The 16,117-nt window shown below is 61.3% G+C and carries 14 protein-coding genes; 11 read left to right on the top strand and 3 right to left on the bottom strand.

Annotated features, from left to right (window positions below):
- Positions 1–78: 78 nt before the first annotated feature.
- The 4 genes from QR290_RS20410 to qhpG are packed head-to-tail and all read left to right on the top strand — an operon-like array spanning position 79 to position 5,666.
- Positions 79–1,983 (top strand): sigma-54-dependent Fis family transcriptional regulator, encoded by a 1,905-nt coding sequence (locus QR290_RS20410; protein ID WP_289203480.1) that lies wholly within the window; start codon positions 79–81, stop codon positions 1,981–1,983.
- Positions 1,983–3,701, top strand: a complete 1,719-nt coding sequence (locus QR290_RS20405) for an ABC transporter ATP-binding protein (RefSeq protein WP_289203479.1) — start codon at positions 1,983–1,985, stop codon at positions 3,699–3,701. Before QR290_RS20410 ends, QR290_RS20405 begins: the two co-directional genes overlap by 1 nt.
- A complete protein-coding gene (gene qhpE, locus QR290_RS20400; RefSeq protein ID WP_289203478.1) occupies positions 3,691–4,368 on the top strand; it encodes a subtilisin-like serine protease QhpE in 678 nt (225 codons plus the stop codon). Before QR290_RS20405 ends, qhpE begins: the two co-directional genes overlap by 11 nt.
- On the top strand, positions 4,365–5,666 hold the full coding sequence (gene qhpG / locus QR290_RS20395) for a flavin-dependent monooxygenase QhpG (protein ID WP_289203477.1): 1,302 nt from the start codon (positions 4,365–4,367) through the stop codon (positions 5,664–5,666). Before qhpE ends, qhpG begins: the two co-directional genes overlap by 4 nt.
- Positions 5,667–5,857: 191 nt before the next feature.
- Here the strand turns inward: qhpG and QR290_RS20390 are convergent, their stop codons facing one another.
- Positions 5,858–7,348 carry an aldehyde dehydrogenase family protein gene (locus QR290_RS20390; protein ID WP_289203476.1) on the bottom strand — a complete coding sequence of 497 codons (1,491 nt, stop codon included), beginning with the start codon at positions 7,346–7,348 and terminating at the stop codon, positions 5,858–5,860.
- A 354-nt stretch (positions 7,349–7,702) separates the two neighbouring features.
- On the opposite strand from QR290_RS20390, the gene QR290_RS20385 reads away from it, so the two are divergent.
- The 5 genes from QR290_RS20385 to peaD all read left to right on the top strand — a co-directional run bounded on the left by QR290_RS20385 (position 7,703) and on the right by peaD (position 13,078).
- The gene (locus tag QR290_RS20385; RefSeq protein WP_085686895.1) at positions 7,703–7,903 is read left to right on the top strand and encodes a hypothetical protein; all 201 of its coding nucleotides are present in this window, start codon (positions 7,703–7,705) and stop codon (positions 7,901–7,903) included.
- Between the two features lie 602 nt (positions 7,904–8,505).
- On the top strand, positions 8,506–10,086 hold the full coding sequence (gene peaA, locus QR290_RS20380) for a quinohemoprotein amine dehydrogenase subunit alpha (protein ID WP_289203475.1): 1,581 nt from the start codon (positions 8,506–8,508) through the stop codon (positions 10,084–10,086).
- Between the two features lie 94 nt (positions 10,087–10,180).
- Positions 10,181–11,611 carry a quinohemoprotein amine dehydrogenase maturation protein gene (gene peaB / locus QR290_RS20375; protein ID WP_289203474.1) on the top strand — a complete coding sequence of 477 codons (1,431 nt, stop codon included), beginning with the start codon at positions 10,181–10,183 and terminating at the stop codon, positions 11,609–11,611.
- 1 nt (position 11,612) lies between these two features.
- The gene (gene qhpC, locus QR290_RS20370; RefSeq protein ID WP_008016081.1) at positions 11,613–11,936 is read left to right on the top strand and encodes a quinohemoprotein amine dehydrogenase subunit gamma; all 324 of its coding nucleotides are present in this window, start codon (positions 11,613–11,615) and stop codon (positions 11,934–11,936) included.
- A 23-nt stretch (positions 11,937–11,959) separates the two neighbouring features.
- Complete coding sequence (gene peaD, locus QR290_RS20365; RefSeq protein WP_289203473.1) at positions 11,960–13,078, top strand: quinohemoprotein amine dehydrogenase subunit beta; 1,119 nt, start codon at positions 11,960–11,962, stop codon at positions 13,076–13,078.
- A 114-nt stretch (positions 13,079–13,192) separates the two neighbouring features.
- Here peaD and QR290_RS20360 read toward each other — a convergent pair whose 3' ends face one another.
- Together QR290_RS20360 and QR290_RS20355 are read right to left on the bottom strand one after the other, a co-directional pair.
- Positions 13,193–13,597 (bottom strand): lysozyme inhibitor LprI family protein, encoded by a 405-nt coding sequence (locus QR290_RS20360; protein WP_289203472.1) that lies wholly within the window; start codon positions 13,595–13,597, stop codon positions 13,193–13,195.
- Positions 13,598–13,652: 55 nt separating this feature from the next.
- Positions 13,653–14,573: an ADP-ribosylglycohydrolase family protein gene (locus tag QR290_RS20355; protein ID WP_289203471.1), complete on the bottom strand. Its 921-nt coding sequence runs from the start codon at positions 14,571–14,573 to the stop codon at positions 13,653–13,655.
- A 196-nt stretch (positions 14,574–14,769) separates the two neighbouring features.
- Here QR290_RS20355 and QR290_RS20350 point away from each other — a divergent pair, with 196 nt between their 5' ends.
- Positions 14,770–15,258 carry an SRPBCC family protein gene (locus tag QR290_RS20350; protein ID WP_007953087.1) on the top strand — a complete coding sequence of 163 codons (489 nt, stop codon included), beginning with the start codon at positions 14,770–14,772 and terminating at the stop codon, positions 15,256–15,258.
- Complete coding sequence (locus QR290_RS20345; protein WP_289203470.1) at positions 15,251–16,066, top strand: aminoglycoside phosphotransferase family protein; 816 nt, start codon at positions 15,251–15,253, stop codon at positions 16,064–16,066. The genes QR290_RS20350 and QR290_RS20345 overlap by 8 nt, the downstream gene beginning before the upstream one ends.
- The last annotated feature ends 51 nt before the right edge of the window (positions 16,067–16,117 follow it).

Genomic DNA, 16,117 nt, shown 5'->3' with positions numbered 1-16,117 from the left:
CGCCCTGACGTTAACGTAAACATTGGCGTCAGGGCGCTGATGTGAAAAAGCGCAAAGCGGACCGCTCCGGAGCGCTTGATGACTCTTATAAAAACAACCGATCCCAAGTCTCACCACGAAGCCCGGCTGGCCCGGGAAAAACTCCATCTAGAAGGGCAAGTCCCGGATGGCGTGTTGCGTGCGGAGATCGATGCTTCGTGGCGGCGCAGCCTGAGCCACGGCGTGCATTTCAATGGCAAGCATGAGCTGGCGCTGGAATCGAGCGCCAGTCTCGATGTGTTGCTGGCGAGCAATCGCCTGTTGATCGATGCGGCGATACCGGCCATCGATTACCTGGCCGAGCGTCAGGGCAAGGAAGGCCTGATCATCCTCGCCAATTCCGACGCCACCATTCTTGCGGTCGAGGGACGTGCCGACCGGCTCAAGGGCAGCGGTCTGCAGGACATCACCCTCGGCGCCTGCTGGAGCGAAGCCGCACGCGGCACCAACGCCCTCGGCACGGCGCTGGTCGAAGCCCGGCCCACCCTGATCGATTGCGGCGAGCATTACCTCGACCGCCTCACCGATTTCTCCTGCACCTCGGTGCCGATCCATTGCCCTCAGGGCGAAATTCTTGGCGTCCTCGATCTGACCCGCGAAGGCCCTCTCGGCCGCGTCCATGACAGCACCGCGCTGCTGAGCATGGCGGTCAGCCAGATCGAGAGCCGGGTGTTCAACAACAGTTTTCCCGATCAGATCGTCCTCGCCTTCCACAGTCGCCGGCAGTATCTGGAATCACCGTGGCAAGGTCTGCTCGCCGTCAGTCTCGGCGGGCAGATTCTGGCGGTCAGTGCTCAGGCCTGCCAGTTGCTGCGCGCCGAGCGTTCGGCGCTGGTCGGGCGGCGTTGCGAAGAATTCCTCGGCGTCGATGGCGTGCAATTGCTGACCCGCCTGCAACAGGGCGGTGTCGGCAGTGTGCAGACCGCCAAGGGCGAATTTTTCTACAAGACCCTGCGAGCCCCGGCGCGTTCGGTCAACCTCGGCGGCCCGCCGCGCAGCGTGGCGAAAACCGCCAAGGCGCAACCGGATCTGGAAGCACTGGCCGGCAACAACGCCCGCTACGCTAGAGCCCTGCGCATGGCCCGCCAAGGTCTGGCAAATGAATTGCCGGTATTGCTGCTCGGCGAAACCGGCACCGGTAAAGAAGTGATCGCCCGCGCCCTGCACCTGGCCGGCAGCCGCTGCGACAAACCGTTTGTGGCCGTGAACTGCGCGGCAATTCCCGAAGGCCTGATCGAGTCGGAACTGTTCGGCTATCGCGAAGGCGCGTTCACCGGATCGCGCCGTGGCGGCATGATCGGGCGCCTGCAACAGGCCCACGGCGGCACGTTGTTTCTCGATGAAATCGGTGACATGCCGCTGGCCTTGCAGGCGCGTTTGCTGCGCGTTTTGCAGGATCGCAAAGTCGCGCCGCTGGGGGCCGGGGAAGAGCAGGACATCGACGTCGCGCTGATCTGCGCCACCCACCGCGACCTCAAGCGTCAGGTCGAAGACAAGCAATTTCGCGAGGATCTGTTCTACCGGGTCAACGGCATCAGCGTGATGCTCCCGGCCCTGCGCGAGCGCGATGACTTCGCCGCGCTGGTCACTCGCCTGCTGGGCAAACTCGACGCGCCGAACGCCGTGCTGCACGACGACCTCAATCGTCTGCTCGGCGCGTATCACTGGCCGGGTAACATCCGCCAACTGGAGATGGTCTTGCGCACCGCGCTGGCCATGCGCGAACCCGGTGAAACGGTGCTGACCCTCGATCACTTGCCGGACAGCATGCTCGACGAACTCTGCGCCACCGAGAAACCCCAGACCGGCAGCATTCGCGAGAACGAGCTGGAGATGATCCGCCAGTCCCTCGATACCCATCAGGGCAATGTCTCGGCTGCGGCCGACGCTCTCGGCATCAGCCGTGCGACCCTGTACCGCAAACTCAAACAGTTGCGTTCGTGATGCAGCGCCTGTTCGTGCGGCTGATCGACAGCCAGAACCCCGCCGCGCTACAAGCGGCGTTGCGTTGGCTGTACGGATTTGTGCGACCACAGCGGCTGGCGATTGCCGGCCTGCTCGGTCTGTCGGTATGTGCGTCGCTGCTGGTACTGGTGCAGCCGTGGCTGGTCAAGTTGCTGATCGACGACGGGCTGCTGGCGCGCAATTTCCCGATGCTGGTAATGATCGCGGTGCTGATGATTATCGCCGGGCTGCTCGGCACGGCGTTGTCGGGGATAAACCGCTATCTGCACACGCGCCTGTCCGGGCGGATTCTGTTTGCCCTGCGCGATGACCTTTACCGGCATTTGCAGAAGCTGTCGCCAAGCTTCTACGGCCAGCGGCGGATCGGCGATCTGATGTCGCGGCTTGACGGCGATGTGGCGGAGATTCAGCGCTTTGCCGTGGACTCGTTGTTCTCGGCGGTATCGAGTGTGATCGGCCTGGTGGTCGCGATCGCGATGCTGTTCACGCTGTCGTGGAAGCTGTCATTGCTGGCGCTGGTGCTGATCCCGCTCGACGTGCTGTGGCTGCGCTGGATGCGGCGCAAGGTCGAGCGCGATGTGCGGCAGTTGCGCGAGCGCTCGGCGGACATGTCGTCGTTCATGGTCGAGACCCTGCCAGTGATGAAATTCATTCAGTCCGCCGGCCAGCAGCAGCGTGAAGCGCGGCGTCTGGAAAGCCTCGGGCAGGGCTACATGAACCAGTTGCTGCGCCTGCAAGTCACCGAGTTTTTCACCCAGGCTGTGCCCGGCACGTTGACCTCGTTGTCCCGCGCCTGCGCTTTTTTGATCGGCGGTTATTGGGTGGTGCAGGGCACCTGGCAACTCGGCGCGCTGATCGCGTTTTCCACCTATCTGGGGATGGCAGTCGGGCCGGTGCAGAGCCTGCTGGGTCTGTATGTGGCGATCCAGCGCATGACCGTCAGCCTCGGCCGGGTCATGGAGTTGCGCGGCGAACAGCCCACGGTGTTTTCACCGGTCACGCCGAAACCGTTTCCGACTTCGGGCGAGCTGCGTTTCGATGCGGTGCACTTCAGTCATCCGGGCCGCCCAAGCACGTTGAGCGGCATCGAAGCGACGATTCCCTACGGTTTGAAAGTCGCCTTGAGTGGCGGCTCCGGCGTCGGCAAGTCGACGCTGATCGACCTGCTGCAACGGCATCACGATCCGCAGTCCGGGCGGGTGCTGCTCGGCGAAATGGACTTGCGTGAGCTGGAGTTGTTCGAACTGCGTCGACGGATCGCCGTGGTCAGTCAGGACATCGTGCTGTTTCGCGGCAGCCTCGCCGACAACGTGGCTTACGCGGTGCCGGACGCCAGCCGCGAAGCCATCGCTGAAGTCGCACGGCTGGCGCAACTCGACAGCCTGATCGCATCGCTGCCCGAAGGCCTCGACAGCCCGTTGGGCGAGCGCGGTCAGCAATTGTCCGGCGGGCAGAAACAGCGGATCGCGATTGCCCGGGCGCTGTTGCAGGATCCGCTGATTCTGGTACTCGACGAAGCCACGTCGGCCGTCGATGAAGCCACAGAGCGCGAGGTGATCGAAGCCATCGACCGGTTGTTTGCCGGGCGCACGCGGATTCTGATCAGCCATCGTCCGTCGACCCTGGCCGATGCCGACCTGCGTTTCGAATTGCTCGAAGGTGTGCTCATTTCGAAAACGGTGCTGCATGAAGCCTGAGTTGCGGATTGGTGTGGTCGACAGCGGACACTCGGCAGCGCAGCGAGTGCAAGTGATTGCCGGGCGGCGATTCTCGTTGCTGGAGGATGGCCTGGCCGAATCGGAGTTGCGTGATGATCCCCTTGGCCATGGCAGCGCGGTGATCGAGGCGATCAGTCGTCGGGCACCGGCCGCACAGATCTGTGTAGCGCAAGTGTTTGATCAGCGCGGCGTCACTAGCGCCTTGCAGATTTCTGCGGCCATTGACTGGCTGGTGGCGCAGGGCGTGCGGCTGATCAATCTGAGCCTTGGCCTGCGGCAGGATCGCAGCCTGTTGCGCGAAGCCTGCGCGGCGGCGGTCGACCGTGGAGTGTTGCTGTGTGCATCAAGCCCGGCGCAGGGCGCAGCGGTGTTTCCGGCGAGTTATCGGCAAGTGCTGCGGGTGACCGGCGATGCGCGTTGCACTGATGAGCAGTGGTCATGGCTCGACAGTGCGCAGGCGGATTTTGCTGCGTGTGTTCGCGGCACTTATCCGGGGCAGTCCGGGGCCAGTCTGGGGTGTGCAGCGTTGAGTGGGCATATCGCCGGCTATCTGCTGGAGCATCCGCAGGCGAGCAATGCCGAAGTGTTCGAATGGCTGAAACAGCACGCTCGTTATCGCGGCCCGGAACGGCGCCTCGGTCCATGACTTCAATCCTGATTCTCGGTGCCGGACCGGCCGGCGCGGCGGTGGCGTTGGGGCTTCGACGACTGGGTTACGACGTGACGCTGGTCAGCGAATGGCGGCGGTTTGCGGCGCTCGAAGGCGTGTCGCAACGGGTGCTGGAGGCGTTGCGCGGTGCCGGGTTGAATCACGCGTTGGCGGATGCCACGTTGCCGTCCCAACGACAGGTTTCATGGAACGGCCAGCAGCATGCGCAGAACATCGAGTTTCTGCTGGATCGCCCGGCCTTTGATCGTGGCTTGCGGGAAGACCTGCGGTTGGCCGGGGTCGAGGTGATTGAAGGGCGAGTCCTGAATGTTCAGTCTTCGGTGGACGGCCATCGGGTTGAACTTGATGGCGGTCAGACGCTGACGGCGGGTTTTCTGGTGGAAGCCCGGGGGCGACAGGCGCCGGCGTCTGGCAAGGGGCTGCGCGGGCCGGAGACCGTCAGTCTGCTCAATCGCTGGCAAGGCACGCCGGGCGTGACGGCCAGCGCCGTGGAAAGCCTTGAAGACGGTTGGGCGTGGATGGCGCGGCGGGACGACGGCCAGTGTTATTGGCAGTGGACGGTGGATGTGGCGAGTGCCGGGTTGCCGGGCAAGGCTCAGTTGCTCGATTACTGTCGTGCGCGGCGTCAGATTTCGGATTTTGCTCAAGCGTTCTTTGCCGGCGGGCAGGAATTGGAGTTGCAACTGCACGCTCGCAGCAGCACCGCAATTCTTGCGCCACAGGTCTGCGGTGATAACTGGATTCGTGTCGGCGATGCAGCGATGGCGGTAGACCCGTTGTCCGGCAACGGGATTTTTCAGTCGCTGTCCTCGGCGATGCAGGCGCCGGTGGTGATCAATACGCTGTTGCGCAAACCCGAACGGGCGGCGTTGGCGCAACGTTTTCACCGGCAACGGGTCGAGCAATTGTTCCTGCGTTTTGCGCGGATCGGTCGGGACTTTTACGCCGATGAACAGCGCTGGCTCCATCAGCCATTCTGGCAGGCGCGGCGGCACTGGCCGGACGCTGAAGTGGCGCATGCAGCGGCAAATTTTTCCGCGTTGCGGATCGAGCGGATGCCGGTGCTGCGTGACGGGTTTGTCGATGAGGCCGAGGTGGTGATCACGGTGGATCAGCCGCTGGGGATCTGGCATGTGCAAGGCGTGGAGCTGGCGCCGCTGGTGCGGCGATTGCGCGATGAGCCGGCGGATCGGGTGTTGGCGGGTTTGAGTGAAGAGCGGGGGCGTGTGATCAGAGGATGGTTGTTGAGTCAGGGATACCGGCCCTCACCCTAACCCTCTCCCAGAGGGAGAGGGGACTGATCGGGGGATATTGAAAAGGTACGCCGACCTGAGTGCTCGGTTTTGAATCCATAATCGACTCGGTCATTCATGTTCACGCAAGTGTTGGAACAGCGCGGTCGGCTCCCTCTCCCTCCGGGAGAGGGCTGGGGTGAGGGTGGGCTTTTGATTTTGATCTTGATCTTCTACAACTTGATCAACACCGACTTCAACTCGGTGTAATGCTCGATCGCCGCATACCCCATCTCGCGCCCGACCCCCGACATTTTGTATCCACCAAACGGCAACGCCGGATCCAGCGCACTGTGACAGTTGACCCAAACCGAACCGGACTTGATTCGCGGAATCATCCGGTGCACCGCTGCCAGATCGTTCGACCAGATGCTCGCGCCCAATCCATAAGGGCTGTCGTTGGCCATGCGCAGTGCATCGGCTTCGTCATCGAACGGAATCGCCACCAGCACCGGCCCGAAGATCTCTTCCTGAACCAGCGAATGCCGCTGATCGACATCGACAATCACCGTCGGCTTGACGAAGAACCCCGGTCCGAACTGCTCGCCACCGCAGGCAATGGTCGCGCCGCTTTCCCGGCCCATTTCGATGTAGTTGTAGACCCGCTCCTGCTGGCGCGCGGAAATCAGCGGGCCCATATCGATGCTCGGGTCGAGGCCGTTGCCGAGTTTCATCGCGTTGGCGATGTCGCTGATATCGGCCACCACATTGTCGAAATGCTTGCGCTGCACGTACAGCCTGGAGCCTGCGCAGCAGACCTGGCCCTGGTTGAAGAAAATCGCACTGGCAGCTCCCGCCGCAGCGGTTTTCAGGTCGGCGTCGGCCATGACGATGGTTGGTGATTTGCCGCCCAGTTCCAGAGTGACCCGGGTCATCGAATCCATGGCGATCTTGCCGATCTGCTTGCCGACGGCGGTGGAGCCAGTGAAGGTCAGTTTGTCGACCAGCGGGTTGTGGGTCAGGGCGGAACCTGCGGTGATGCCGGTGCCGGTGACTACGTTGAACACGCCCTCCGGATAACCCGCCTCCAGCACCAGTTCCGCCAGTTTCAGCGCGGTCAGCGGGGTCTCGTCGGCGGGTTTGAGCACCACGGTGCAACCGGTGGCCAGCGCCGGGCCGAGTTTCCAGCAGGCCAGCAGCAACGGGAAGTTCCAGGCGACGATGGCGCCGACCACACCCACGGCTTCGCGGCGAATGAAACTGTGGAACTGATCGCCGGGCATCAGCGGCAACGAGACGTCGACGCTGGAACCTTCAATTTTGGTCGCCCAGCCGGCCATGTAGCGCAGGAAGTCGATGGCCAGTTGCACGTCCATCACCTGCGCCACCGCCGCGCTCTTGCCGTTGTTCAGGCATTCCAGTTGCGCCAGCAGTTCGGCGTCGCGCTGCATCAGATCAGCGAGTTTCCACAACAGGTTCTGCCGCTCGCGCGGGCGGGTGCGGCTCCAGGCTGAATCATCGAAGGCTTGCCGGGCGGCGAGCACCGCGCGATCAACATCTTCCGGCGTGGCGCGGGGCACTACACACAGCACTTCACCGGTGGCCGGGTTATGCAGCGGCATGGTCTGGCCGTCGGCGGCTTCGACCCAGTCGCCGCCGATCAGCATGCGTGGCGGGCGCTGGATAAAGGCCGAGGTGGCAGGGAGCAGAAAGAGCAGGGGCATGGCGAAACCTCTTGTTGTTCGATGGGATCGAGAGGGCTTTCGCAATGGTTGTGCCAAATGCTCGAGGATCGCGTGCAGCACCGTTTCACGGGCTGAGAGTGGAAGAGTTTGAGTGGCAATGAGGGTGAATTTGTCTCAAAACGCGACATCCATTGAGAAGCAAGATACGCGTCCTACAAAGCCAACGCCGCTGTGATGGGGCTTGAACAAAATCGGGCCGTTTCAGGTGTAGGAAAAGCCGCGCGTCTGACAGCTTTTACCGACTGGTGGAGGCATGAGGTACGAGCTAAGTTGCTTTGTGTATAGGGTTTCCTGCCATGGATTTGGCGGGTCAGTGTTTTCACAGGGATGTCGATGAACAACTTAACCATTCGATGGCTAACCAATTTCATGATAGGCGTGGGGACGGGATTTCTGGTGACGGGGTTTGCGGCGCTGTTGATCGGCGATCTGACCGATGTTGATACGATTCGGGCAGGTGCCTTGATGGCTACAAGCAGTATTTTCCTGATCGCCACCTCTTTCGCAGTTGCCATGCTCGAGGATAAATCATGACGGCTTTAATTCTGTGTCTTTGGTCATTGGCCTTTAGTTTGCTGATCATCTATGCGTTTTACCGGGAACGTCGAATTCAAGCTGCCCGGCGTGATTCCGGGTCATTGGCAGCCAAGGCCGACACGCAAGGTGAATGCCCGATGGTTTGCGAGTTTTGTGGGCGTTACAAGGTTCATCCGGACAATTCCGTTCGCTAGGCGCGGGTAAACGAGCCAGTACAAGAGCCCCGTCATTGGCGGGGCCCATTTTCGTGTGGGTTCGGCAGGTGTCACTCTCCTGGAGGTTTTTTCATGGGGGATGCTGTCAGCGCCGGGTCATCTGTCGCGCGACGCAATGTCGCCGACGCCGCAACAACTATGCTTGTCTCAGACTGCAACAGCTGTCGCGAAATTGGACGCCGGCCAGCACCGCCCGCACCGCAATTTCACCTTGATCTTCACGTAACTGCTTGATTGAAAAGCTTATCGGCAAGCTGGCACGCTCCGTGTATTGCTCACAGCAGACGTTTCGCTTGCCTCCGTTCGTGCATCGTCGCGAACGGCAGAAACCATAAAAACGATAAGCCACAACAATAAGAAAGCACCGTGCGAGGTTCGACGTTGATGAAGAGAAAACTCCGATCAGGCATGAGCGCCAGCCTGCTGGCCGTGGCCGCTTGCGTGGCCCTGCATTCGCCGCACAGCCTGGCAGCCCGCGATGCCCAGACTATCCTCAAGGAAACCTGCCAGGGCTGTCACACCCCTGAAGCCGGCGACCAGTTGAGCCGTATCAGCCACCAGCGCAAGACCCCGGAAGGCTGGCTGATGAGCATCGCCCGGATGCAGACCATGCACGGTTTGCAGATCAGCGATGACGATCGTCGCACGCTGGTCAAATACCTTGCCGACACCCAGGGCTTGGCGCCCAGCGAAACCGACGGCGTGCGCTACGCGCTGGAGCGGCGGTTGAACACCGTCGAGCAGTTTGACGAGAAAACCGCGCAGATGTGTGGCCGCTGCCACTCCGGTGCGCGGGTCGCTCTGCAACGGCGTCCGGCTCAGGAATGGGAACGTCTGGTGAATTTCCACCTCGGCCAATGGCCGTCGCTGGAGTATCAGGCGCTGGCCCGTGACCGCGACTGGTTCGATATCGCCCGCAAGGAAATGGTCCCGCTGCTGGCCAAGCGTTATCCGCTCGATAACCCGGCGTGGCAGTCCTGGATCAAAACCGCACCGAAAGCCGAAGCCTTGGTCGGCGACTGGAGTTTCAGCGGTCACCTGCCTGGCAAGGGTGAACTGGCCGGCACCATGAGCGTCACCGCCGATGGCAGCGACACCTTCAAGGTCGCCGTCAAAGGTCAGTACGCCGACGGTAGCCCGTTCAACGGCGACGGCAGCGCAATCCTTTACAGCGGCTACGAATGGCGCGGCAACGTGACCGTCGATGGCGTGACCATGCGCCAGGTGTTCGCCGCACAGGGTAACGCCATGCAGGGTCGGATGTTTGAGGCCGAGCACGATGAGCGCGGTCTGGACTTCGTCGCCGCCAAGCAGGGTTCGCAGCGCTTGCTGGCGGTGCAGCCGGGTTATGTGAAGGCCGGCAGCGAAACCGAAGTGACCCTGATCGGCAGCGGCCTGAGCGGCAAACCGAACTTTGGTAAAGGCGTGGACGTGGTCGAAGTGGTCGAGCAGAACGTCGACCGGATCAAGGTCAAAGTCAAAGCGGCAGCCAATGCCCAACCGGGGTTGCGCGCGGTCAGCGTCGGCAGCCTGAAAGGCCCGAGCCTGTCGGTTTACAGCAAGATCGCCTCGGTCAAAGTGGTGCCGGAATTCTCGGTGGCACGGATCGGCGAGGGCGGCGGTTCGACGCCGAAAGTCCAGGGCCGCTTCGACGCCGAAGCCTGGGGCAAGGGGGCTGATGGCAAGCCGTATCGCATCGGCGTGTTCCCGGCGCAATGGAAAGTCGAAGCCTTCGACGAGCGCGCCAAAGAGGATGAAGACGTCAAGTTCGCCGGCACCATGCAGGCCGACGCGGGCGTGTTCACCCCGGGCGATGCCGGGCCGAATCCGGCACGCAAGATGTCCACCAACAATGCCGGCAACCTCAAGGTGATCGCCGCCGTCGACGACGCAGGGAAATCCCTGACCGGCGAAGGCCACCTGATCGTCACCGTGCAACGCTGGAACAATCCACCCATTCCCTGATGTTGAAACGTGAGTTGAGCTGAGCGACAGCGATTCAGACACTTTTCGGAATGACCGCAAGTCCCCCAAGCGGGGCTTGCACAGGAGGTTTGCAATGGGCGCTATCTTGAATCTGGTCGAACGTAATCTGCACGAAGTGCACGTCGACGCCGACCGCATGCTGTTCCATATCCCCAGCAGTTCGCTGTTCGCCAGCGATGAACTGACCGGCACCATCATCGATGCGCTGCGCGGCCCCGGCTGCTCCTCGGAAGACCTGATCCAGCGCCTCGGCGCGCGGTTCAACGGCGAGGAAATCAACGAGACCCTGCGTGAGCTGATCTCGCTGGAACTGGTCAGCGACGGCTCGCCGCTGACGCCGGACATCGCGGTCAAACGCGTCGAACGCACGGCGATCAACACCGTGGTGCTCAACGTCAACACCGGCTGCAACCTGAGCTGCACCTACTGCTACAAGGAAGACCTCGACAAGCCGTCCGCGGGCAAGAAGATGGACGTCGAAACCGCCATCGCTTCGGTGGAAATGTTGCTGCATGAGTCCCCCGACGAAGAACGTTTCACCGTGGTGTTTTTCGGCGGCGAACCGCTGAGCAACCGCAAGCTGATCGAGTACATGGTCGATTACTGCGAGAAGCGGTTTGCCGAGGCCGGCAAGTTCGTCGAGTTCGTGATGACCACCAACGCCACGCTGCTCACCGAAGAAACCGTGGACTACCTGAATGCCCACCGTTTTGGCTTGTCAGTGAGCATCGACGGGCCGAAAACCGTGCACGACCGCAACCGCATCACCGTGGGCGGGCAGGGCACCTATGACGTGGTGCGGCGCAAGGCCGAAATGCTGTTGTCGCGCTACAACAGCCGCCCGGTCGGCGCGCGGGTGACCTTGACCACCGGCGTCACCGACGTTGAAACCATCTGGGATCACCTGTTTAACGAACTGGGTTTTGCCGAAGTCGGATTTGCTCCGGTGACCTCCGGCGACATCAGCAGTTTCAATCTGACCAACGCCGAGTTGATCGAAGTGTTCGCCAGCATGAAACGCCTCGGCCGGCGTTATCTGGAGGCTGCGCTGGAACACCGCAATATCGGTTTCTCCAACCTGCATCAGTTGATCACCGACATCCACGAAGGCCACAAAAAGGCCCTGCCGTGCGGCGCCGGACTGAAGATGCTGGCGGTGGATCACAAGGGCGAACTGAACCTGTGCCATCGTTTTACCGGCTCGTCGCTGCCGACTTTCGGCAACGTCCACAGCGGAGTGAAACAGGTCGAGTTGAACGACTTCCTGTCCCAGCGCCTGGATCGCACCAACACCGGTTGCCATGACTGTCAGATCCGCAACCTGTGTTCCGGCGGTTGCTACCACGAGAGTTATGCACGCTACGGCGACCCGGCCCATCCGACCTATCACTACTGCGAACTGATGCGTGACTGGGTCGACTTCGGCATCGAGGTCTACACCCGGATCATGGCCGCCAACCCTGCGTTCATCAGCAGCTACATCACTCCGCGCAAGGCTCACTGATATGAAACATCTCAAGGCAATCAATAACAAAGCGTTGAAGCTGGATCAGGCCGCGGATGAGAACCGCATCGAAGAAGTGGTGGCGATGAGCTCCGTTGCCGGCTGCGCCTCGACCACCGACCCGGGCTGGGAAATCGATGCGTTCGGCGGGGTGTCGTCGCTGTGCCAGCCGATGGAAGCTGACCTCTATGGCTGCTCCGATCCGTGCTGGTGGCCGGCCCAGGTGCCGGACATGATGAGCACCTACCCCGACTGGAACAAGGATGCCCAGGCGTCCAACGACAACTGGCGCAACCTCGGCACTGTCTTCCCGAAAGACAAGTGATCCATAAGAAGAAGGATTCCAGCATGCACAACATCAAAGCCTGCGGCCTTGCCGCACTCGCGGTTCTGAGCGCCTGTTCGCTCCCGGTTCTGGCCGATGAAAACACCGAGCTGCAAGACGGTCACGAGTACATGTTGACCACCAACTACCCGAACAACCTGCACGTCATCGATCTGGCGACCGACAGTCTGTACAAGACCTGCAAGATGCCCGATGCCTTTGGTCCCGGCACCGTGCAGCTGTCGCCGGATCGCAAGACCGCGTATGTGCTGAACAACCATTACGCCGATGTTTACGGTGTCGAACTGGACAGCTGCAAGCAGGTGTTCCACGCCAGCATCACCCAGCAGCCGGGGGAGAAGGCGCGGTCGATGTTCGCCTTCACCGTCAGTCATGACGGCAAGGAGCTGTACACCATCGCCAACCCGACCCAGATGCTCAACGACCGGTACGAGGTCAAACAGCCGCGCCTGGACGTCTACGCCACTGACGCCGGGATGGACGCCAAACCGGTGCGCAGCTTCCCGGCACCACGGCAGTTGACGATCATGCAGAGCGGCGATGACGGTACGCTCTATGTGGCCGGCGCCGATGTGTACAAGGTCGATGTGAAGAGCGGCAAGTTCGACGTGCTGATCCCCAGCCGTCACTGGAAACGCCCGAACTACAGCGCGCCGGACGTGCTCTATGTGTGGAACCAGCAGACCTATCGCCACGATTTCTCGCTGCTGTACACCGCAGCGAAGTTCAAGGACAAGAAACAGGATCCGGCCACCGCTGAATACCTGTACGGCTTGTTCAGCGTCGATCTGAAAACCGACAAGACCGAAACCACTGACTTCGGCCCACTGACCGAAATCTACTTCAGCGGCATGCGCTCGCCGAAGGATCCGAACCTGATGTTCGGCGTGCTCAATCGTCTGGCCAAGTACGACATCAAGCAGAAAAAGCTGATTCAGGCGGCGACACTGGATCATTCCTACTACTGCATTTCGTTCAACAAGGACGGGAGCAAGATCTACCTGGCCGGCACTTTCAACGACGTGGCGATCTTTGATGCCGAGACCATGAAACAGACCGGCAGCATCAAGCTGCCGGGTGGGGATATGGCGATTACTACGGCGCAGATTTTTGTTCGGTAATTAGCGGCGTCAGGGATGACGCCTTCGCGAGCAAGCCCGCTCCCACATTTGAAATGCGGTTCAAATGTGGGAGCGGGCTTGCTCGCGAAGGGGTTCTCTAAATCGCCACGAAAATCAGGCCCCGGGTACCGGGCAACCCACATCCCCTTCTTCACACTTCAAATACTGCTTGAGCGCCTCGGTTCGATCTTTGGTCACGCGCGTGATGCATGAGCTGTGGATCATCGGGTACATACTTCCGCCCTTTACCCCGGATGCCGAAAACTTGCACTCGGCATCGCGAAAGCCGATCCACGCCCGCTGCGCGCTCACCAGCAGTTTCTTGCCATCAGGGTTGTCCTTCAACCGGGCGGTGATCTGTTGATAAACGGTATTCAACTCCTTGTCCGCCGCCTTGTTCTCTTGTGCGGCGCACTGATTCATCGTCGCCTGATCACTGGCATTGGCGCAGTCCACAGCGGCGTGGGCAATAGAAGTGAAAAGAAAGGGTGTCAGGGCCAGAAGCAGGCGTGGGGACATGAGTCATCTCGCTTTGATGAGTGAACGTGCCGGGCAGTTTAGCGACTTCGTTGCGCTAGCAAGGTGCACGGTGTCTTGAGGCGTTGAGCAACCGCTCCGCTGTCGCGGCAATTTCTTCTCCGTCATGCAGCTTTTCCAGCCACCCGAACGGGATTCCCTGCACACCGTAATGGGCGCCGGCCAACTGGCCGACGATGGCAGCCGTGGTGTCCGCGTCATCGCCCAGATTCGCCGCTTGCAGGACGGCGGTGGCAAAACTGTCGGTGTGCTGGAAGCACCATAACGCCGCTTCCAGGGATTCGACGCAGTAGCCACTGCCGCGAATGTCGCGCTCGGTCTTGTGCAGGTACTCGCCCCGGGCAATCGCCGACACTTTGGGCTGGCTGAAGACTGTTTGCGGCAGGGTGCGCATTTGCGCTTTCGATGCGCCTTCCAGAGCCCTGCAGAGCAGTTCGGCAAACAGCTGGCAGCATTCGATGGCCTCGGGTGCTGCATGCGTGGTGCGTGAACTGTCGGCGGCGAATCGCCTGATTTGCCGGGCATCGGGGAAGTAAAACAACACCACGGGCACCAGACGCATCAGCGACCCGTTTCCGGCGCTGTGGGGATCGGTGGAGCCGGCAAACGGCTCTCCGGTGTGTTGATAGCGATCCAGCGCCTGACTCACGGTCATGCCGATATCGAAACATTCGCCGGTCGAACTCAGATAACCCCATTGCCACCAGTTCAGATAGCGTCCCATCTGGTCAGCGGCATCGAAGCCGTTTTTGTTCAGCAGACTTTCCGCCAGGCACAACGCCATCGAGGTGTCGTCGGTCCATTGACCGGGCTTCAGGCGAAACGGCCCGCCACCGATCATGTCGGTCAGGGGCTGGAAGCTGCCGCGAGGCTGGAATTCGACGGTGGTTCCCACGGCATCGCCGCAGGCCAGGCCGAGCAGGGCGCCACGGTAACGTTCGGGGAGGGAGGGCTGCATGATGACGTCCTTGTGTCGTTCAATTCGCTGCGAACGTTATCAGTTTCACAACGCCGATCCGTGCGCATTCTGACGAACCGGCGCCCCAAAATACTGCCGGATATTTCAATCAGACACGACCGTTGCAGGGGATTGATACAACTTCGGATTGGACATGTGGTCATACAAGCCTACTGTTCAAAACAGGAGGTGACGTATGAAACCAGTACCCAACAGCTTTGAACGTAAAATCATGCTCAGGTCGCCGCGCTCCCATGTCTGGCGCGCCCTGGTCGATGCCGAGGCGTTCGGCCAGTGGTTCGGCGTTGCGCTGGAGGGCCGGCGGTTTATCGCGGGCGAATGGACGCAGGGGCAGGTGACGTACCCCGGTTATGAACATGTGCTCTGGAACGTGCTGGTGGAGCGGGTCGAGCCGCAGCAGCTGTTTTCCTTCCGCTGGCACCCGTACGCGGTGAACCCGAAAATCGACTATTCCCAGGAACCGACCACGCTGGTCAAATTCGAGCTGCAGGACTATGAAAACGGCACGCTGCTGAAGGTTTCCGAGTCCGGTTTCGCGCATATTCCCGATGTGCGTCAGAAAGAGGCGTACTACATGGACAGTCGGGGCTGGGAGGAACAGTTGAGTCGACTTGAGCACTTCCTCACGGAAAGCGACCGGGCCCGCGAGCGTGAAGGTGGCTGATCTCGAACTGTTCACGCCGTGGCTGGAACGCTGGGCGCTGGCGCCGGATGGCGAACCGATCATCACCCCGGGCAGCCGCCTGTTGCCGGTACATCAGGGTGATGTGCCGGCGATGCTGAAATTCGCGGTGGACGATGAGGAAAAGTACGGCAACCTGCTGATGACCTGGTGGGATGGCGACGGCGCCGCCCGGGTGCTTGCGCATCACGAGGAAGGCCTGTTGCTGGAGCGGGCGATGGGCCAGCGCTCGCTGATGCACATGGCGCTCAACGGCGAGGATGACGAAGCAACTCGGATCATGTGCCGAGCCTTGGCCCGGCTGCACGCACCGCGACCGACGCCGCCACCGCCGTTGGTGGAACTGGAGCCGTGGTTCGCATCATTAAGAATGGCCGCTGCCCGATACGGCGGCCAATACGCCGAATGCCTGCAAACCGCCCAGACCTTGCTCGCCGAACCGCAGGACGTAGTGGTGCTGCACGGCGACATGCACCATGACAACGTCCTCGATTTCGGCCCACGGGGCTGGCTGGCGATCGACCCCAAGCGGGTGCGCGGCGAGCGCGGTTACGACTACGCCAACCTGATCTGCAATCCGGAATTGCCGACGGCCACCGACCCTGAGCGCATTCGGCGGCAAGTCGACGTGATCTGTGAAACCGCGGGAATTGAACGAAAGCGTCTGCTGCAATGGGTACTGGCGTTCGCCGGACTCTCTGCCGCGTGGTTCATTGAGGATGACGAGCAAAAAACCGCCGCCGGACAGCTGAAAGTCGCCCGATTGGCGGCTTCTGCACTCGATGCCTGACACGCCTAAGGGTTTTCGGAAGGCCTGCTATGGCGAATGTCTTACACGCGA

The sequence above is a fragment of the Pseudomonas fluorescens genome, from assembly GCF_030344995.1.
GTDB lineage: Bacteria > Pseudomonadota > Gammaproteobacteria > Pseudomonadales > Pseudomonadaceae > Aquipseudomonas > Aquipseudomonas fluorescens_BF.
The sequence above is the reverse complement of the archived record's forward strand: the minus strand, read 5'-3'. Positions and strand labels throughout refer to the sequence as shown.

Coding starts and splice junctions, on each gene's coding strand:
- QR290_RS20410 (WP_289203480.1), top strand. CDS start 79: ATGACTCTTATAAAAACAACCGATCCCAAGTCTCACCACGAAGCCCGG.
- QR290_RS20405 (WP_289203479.1), top strand. CDS start 1,983: ATGCAGCGCCTGTTCGTGCGGCTGATCGACAGCCAGAACCCCGCCGCG.
- qhpE (WP_289203478.1), top strand. CDS start 3,691: ATGAAGCCTGAGTTGCGGATTGGTGTGGTCGACAGCGGACACTCGGCA.
- qhpG (WP_289203477.1), top strand. CDS start 4,365: ATGACTTCAATCCTGATTCTCGGTGCCGGACCGGCCGGCGCGGCGGTG.
- QR290_RS20390 (WP_289203476.1), bottom strand. CDS start 7,348: ATGCCCCTGCTCTTTCTGCTCCCTGCCACCTCGGCCTTTATCCAGCGC.
- QR290_RS20385 (WP_085686895.1), top strand. CDS start 7,703: ATGAACAACTTAACCATTCGATGGCTAACCAATTTCATGATAGGCGTG.
- peaA (WP_289203475.1), top strand. CDS start 8,506: ATGAAGAGAAAACTCCGATCAGGCATGAGCGCCAGCCTGCTGGCCGTG.
- peaB (WP_289203474.1), top strand. CDS start 10,181: ATGGGCGCTATCTTGAATCTGGTCGAACGTAATCTGCACGAAGTGCAC.
- qhpC (WP_008016081.1), top strand. CDS start 11,613: ATGAAACATCTCAAGGCAATCAATAACAAAGCGTTGAAGCTGGATCAG.
- peaD (WP_289203473.1), top strand. CDS start 11,960: ATGCACAACATCAAAGCCTGCGGCCTTGCCGCACTCGCGGTTCTGAGC.
- QR290_RS20360 (WP_289203472.1), bottom strand. CDS start 13,597: ATGTCCCCACGCCTGCTTCTGGCCCTGACACCCTTTCTTTTCACTTCT.
- QR290_RS20355 (WP_289203471.1), bottom strand. CDS start 14,573: ATGCAGCCCTCCCTCCCCGAACGTTACCGTGGCGCCCTGCTCGGCCTG.
- QR290_RS20350 (WP_007953087.1), top strand. CDS start 14,770: ATGAAACCAGTACCCAACAGCTTTGAACGTAAAATCATGCTCAGGTCG.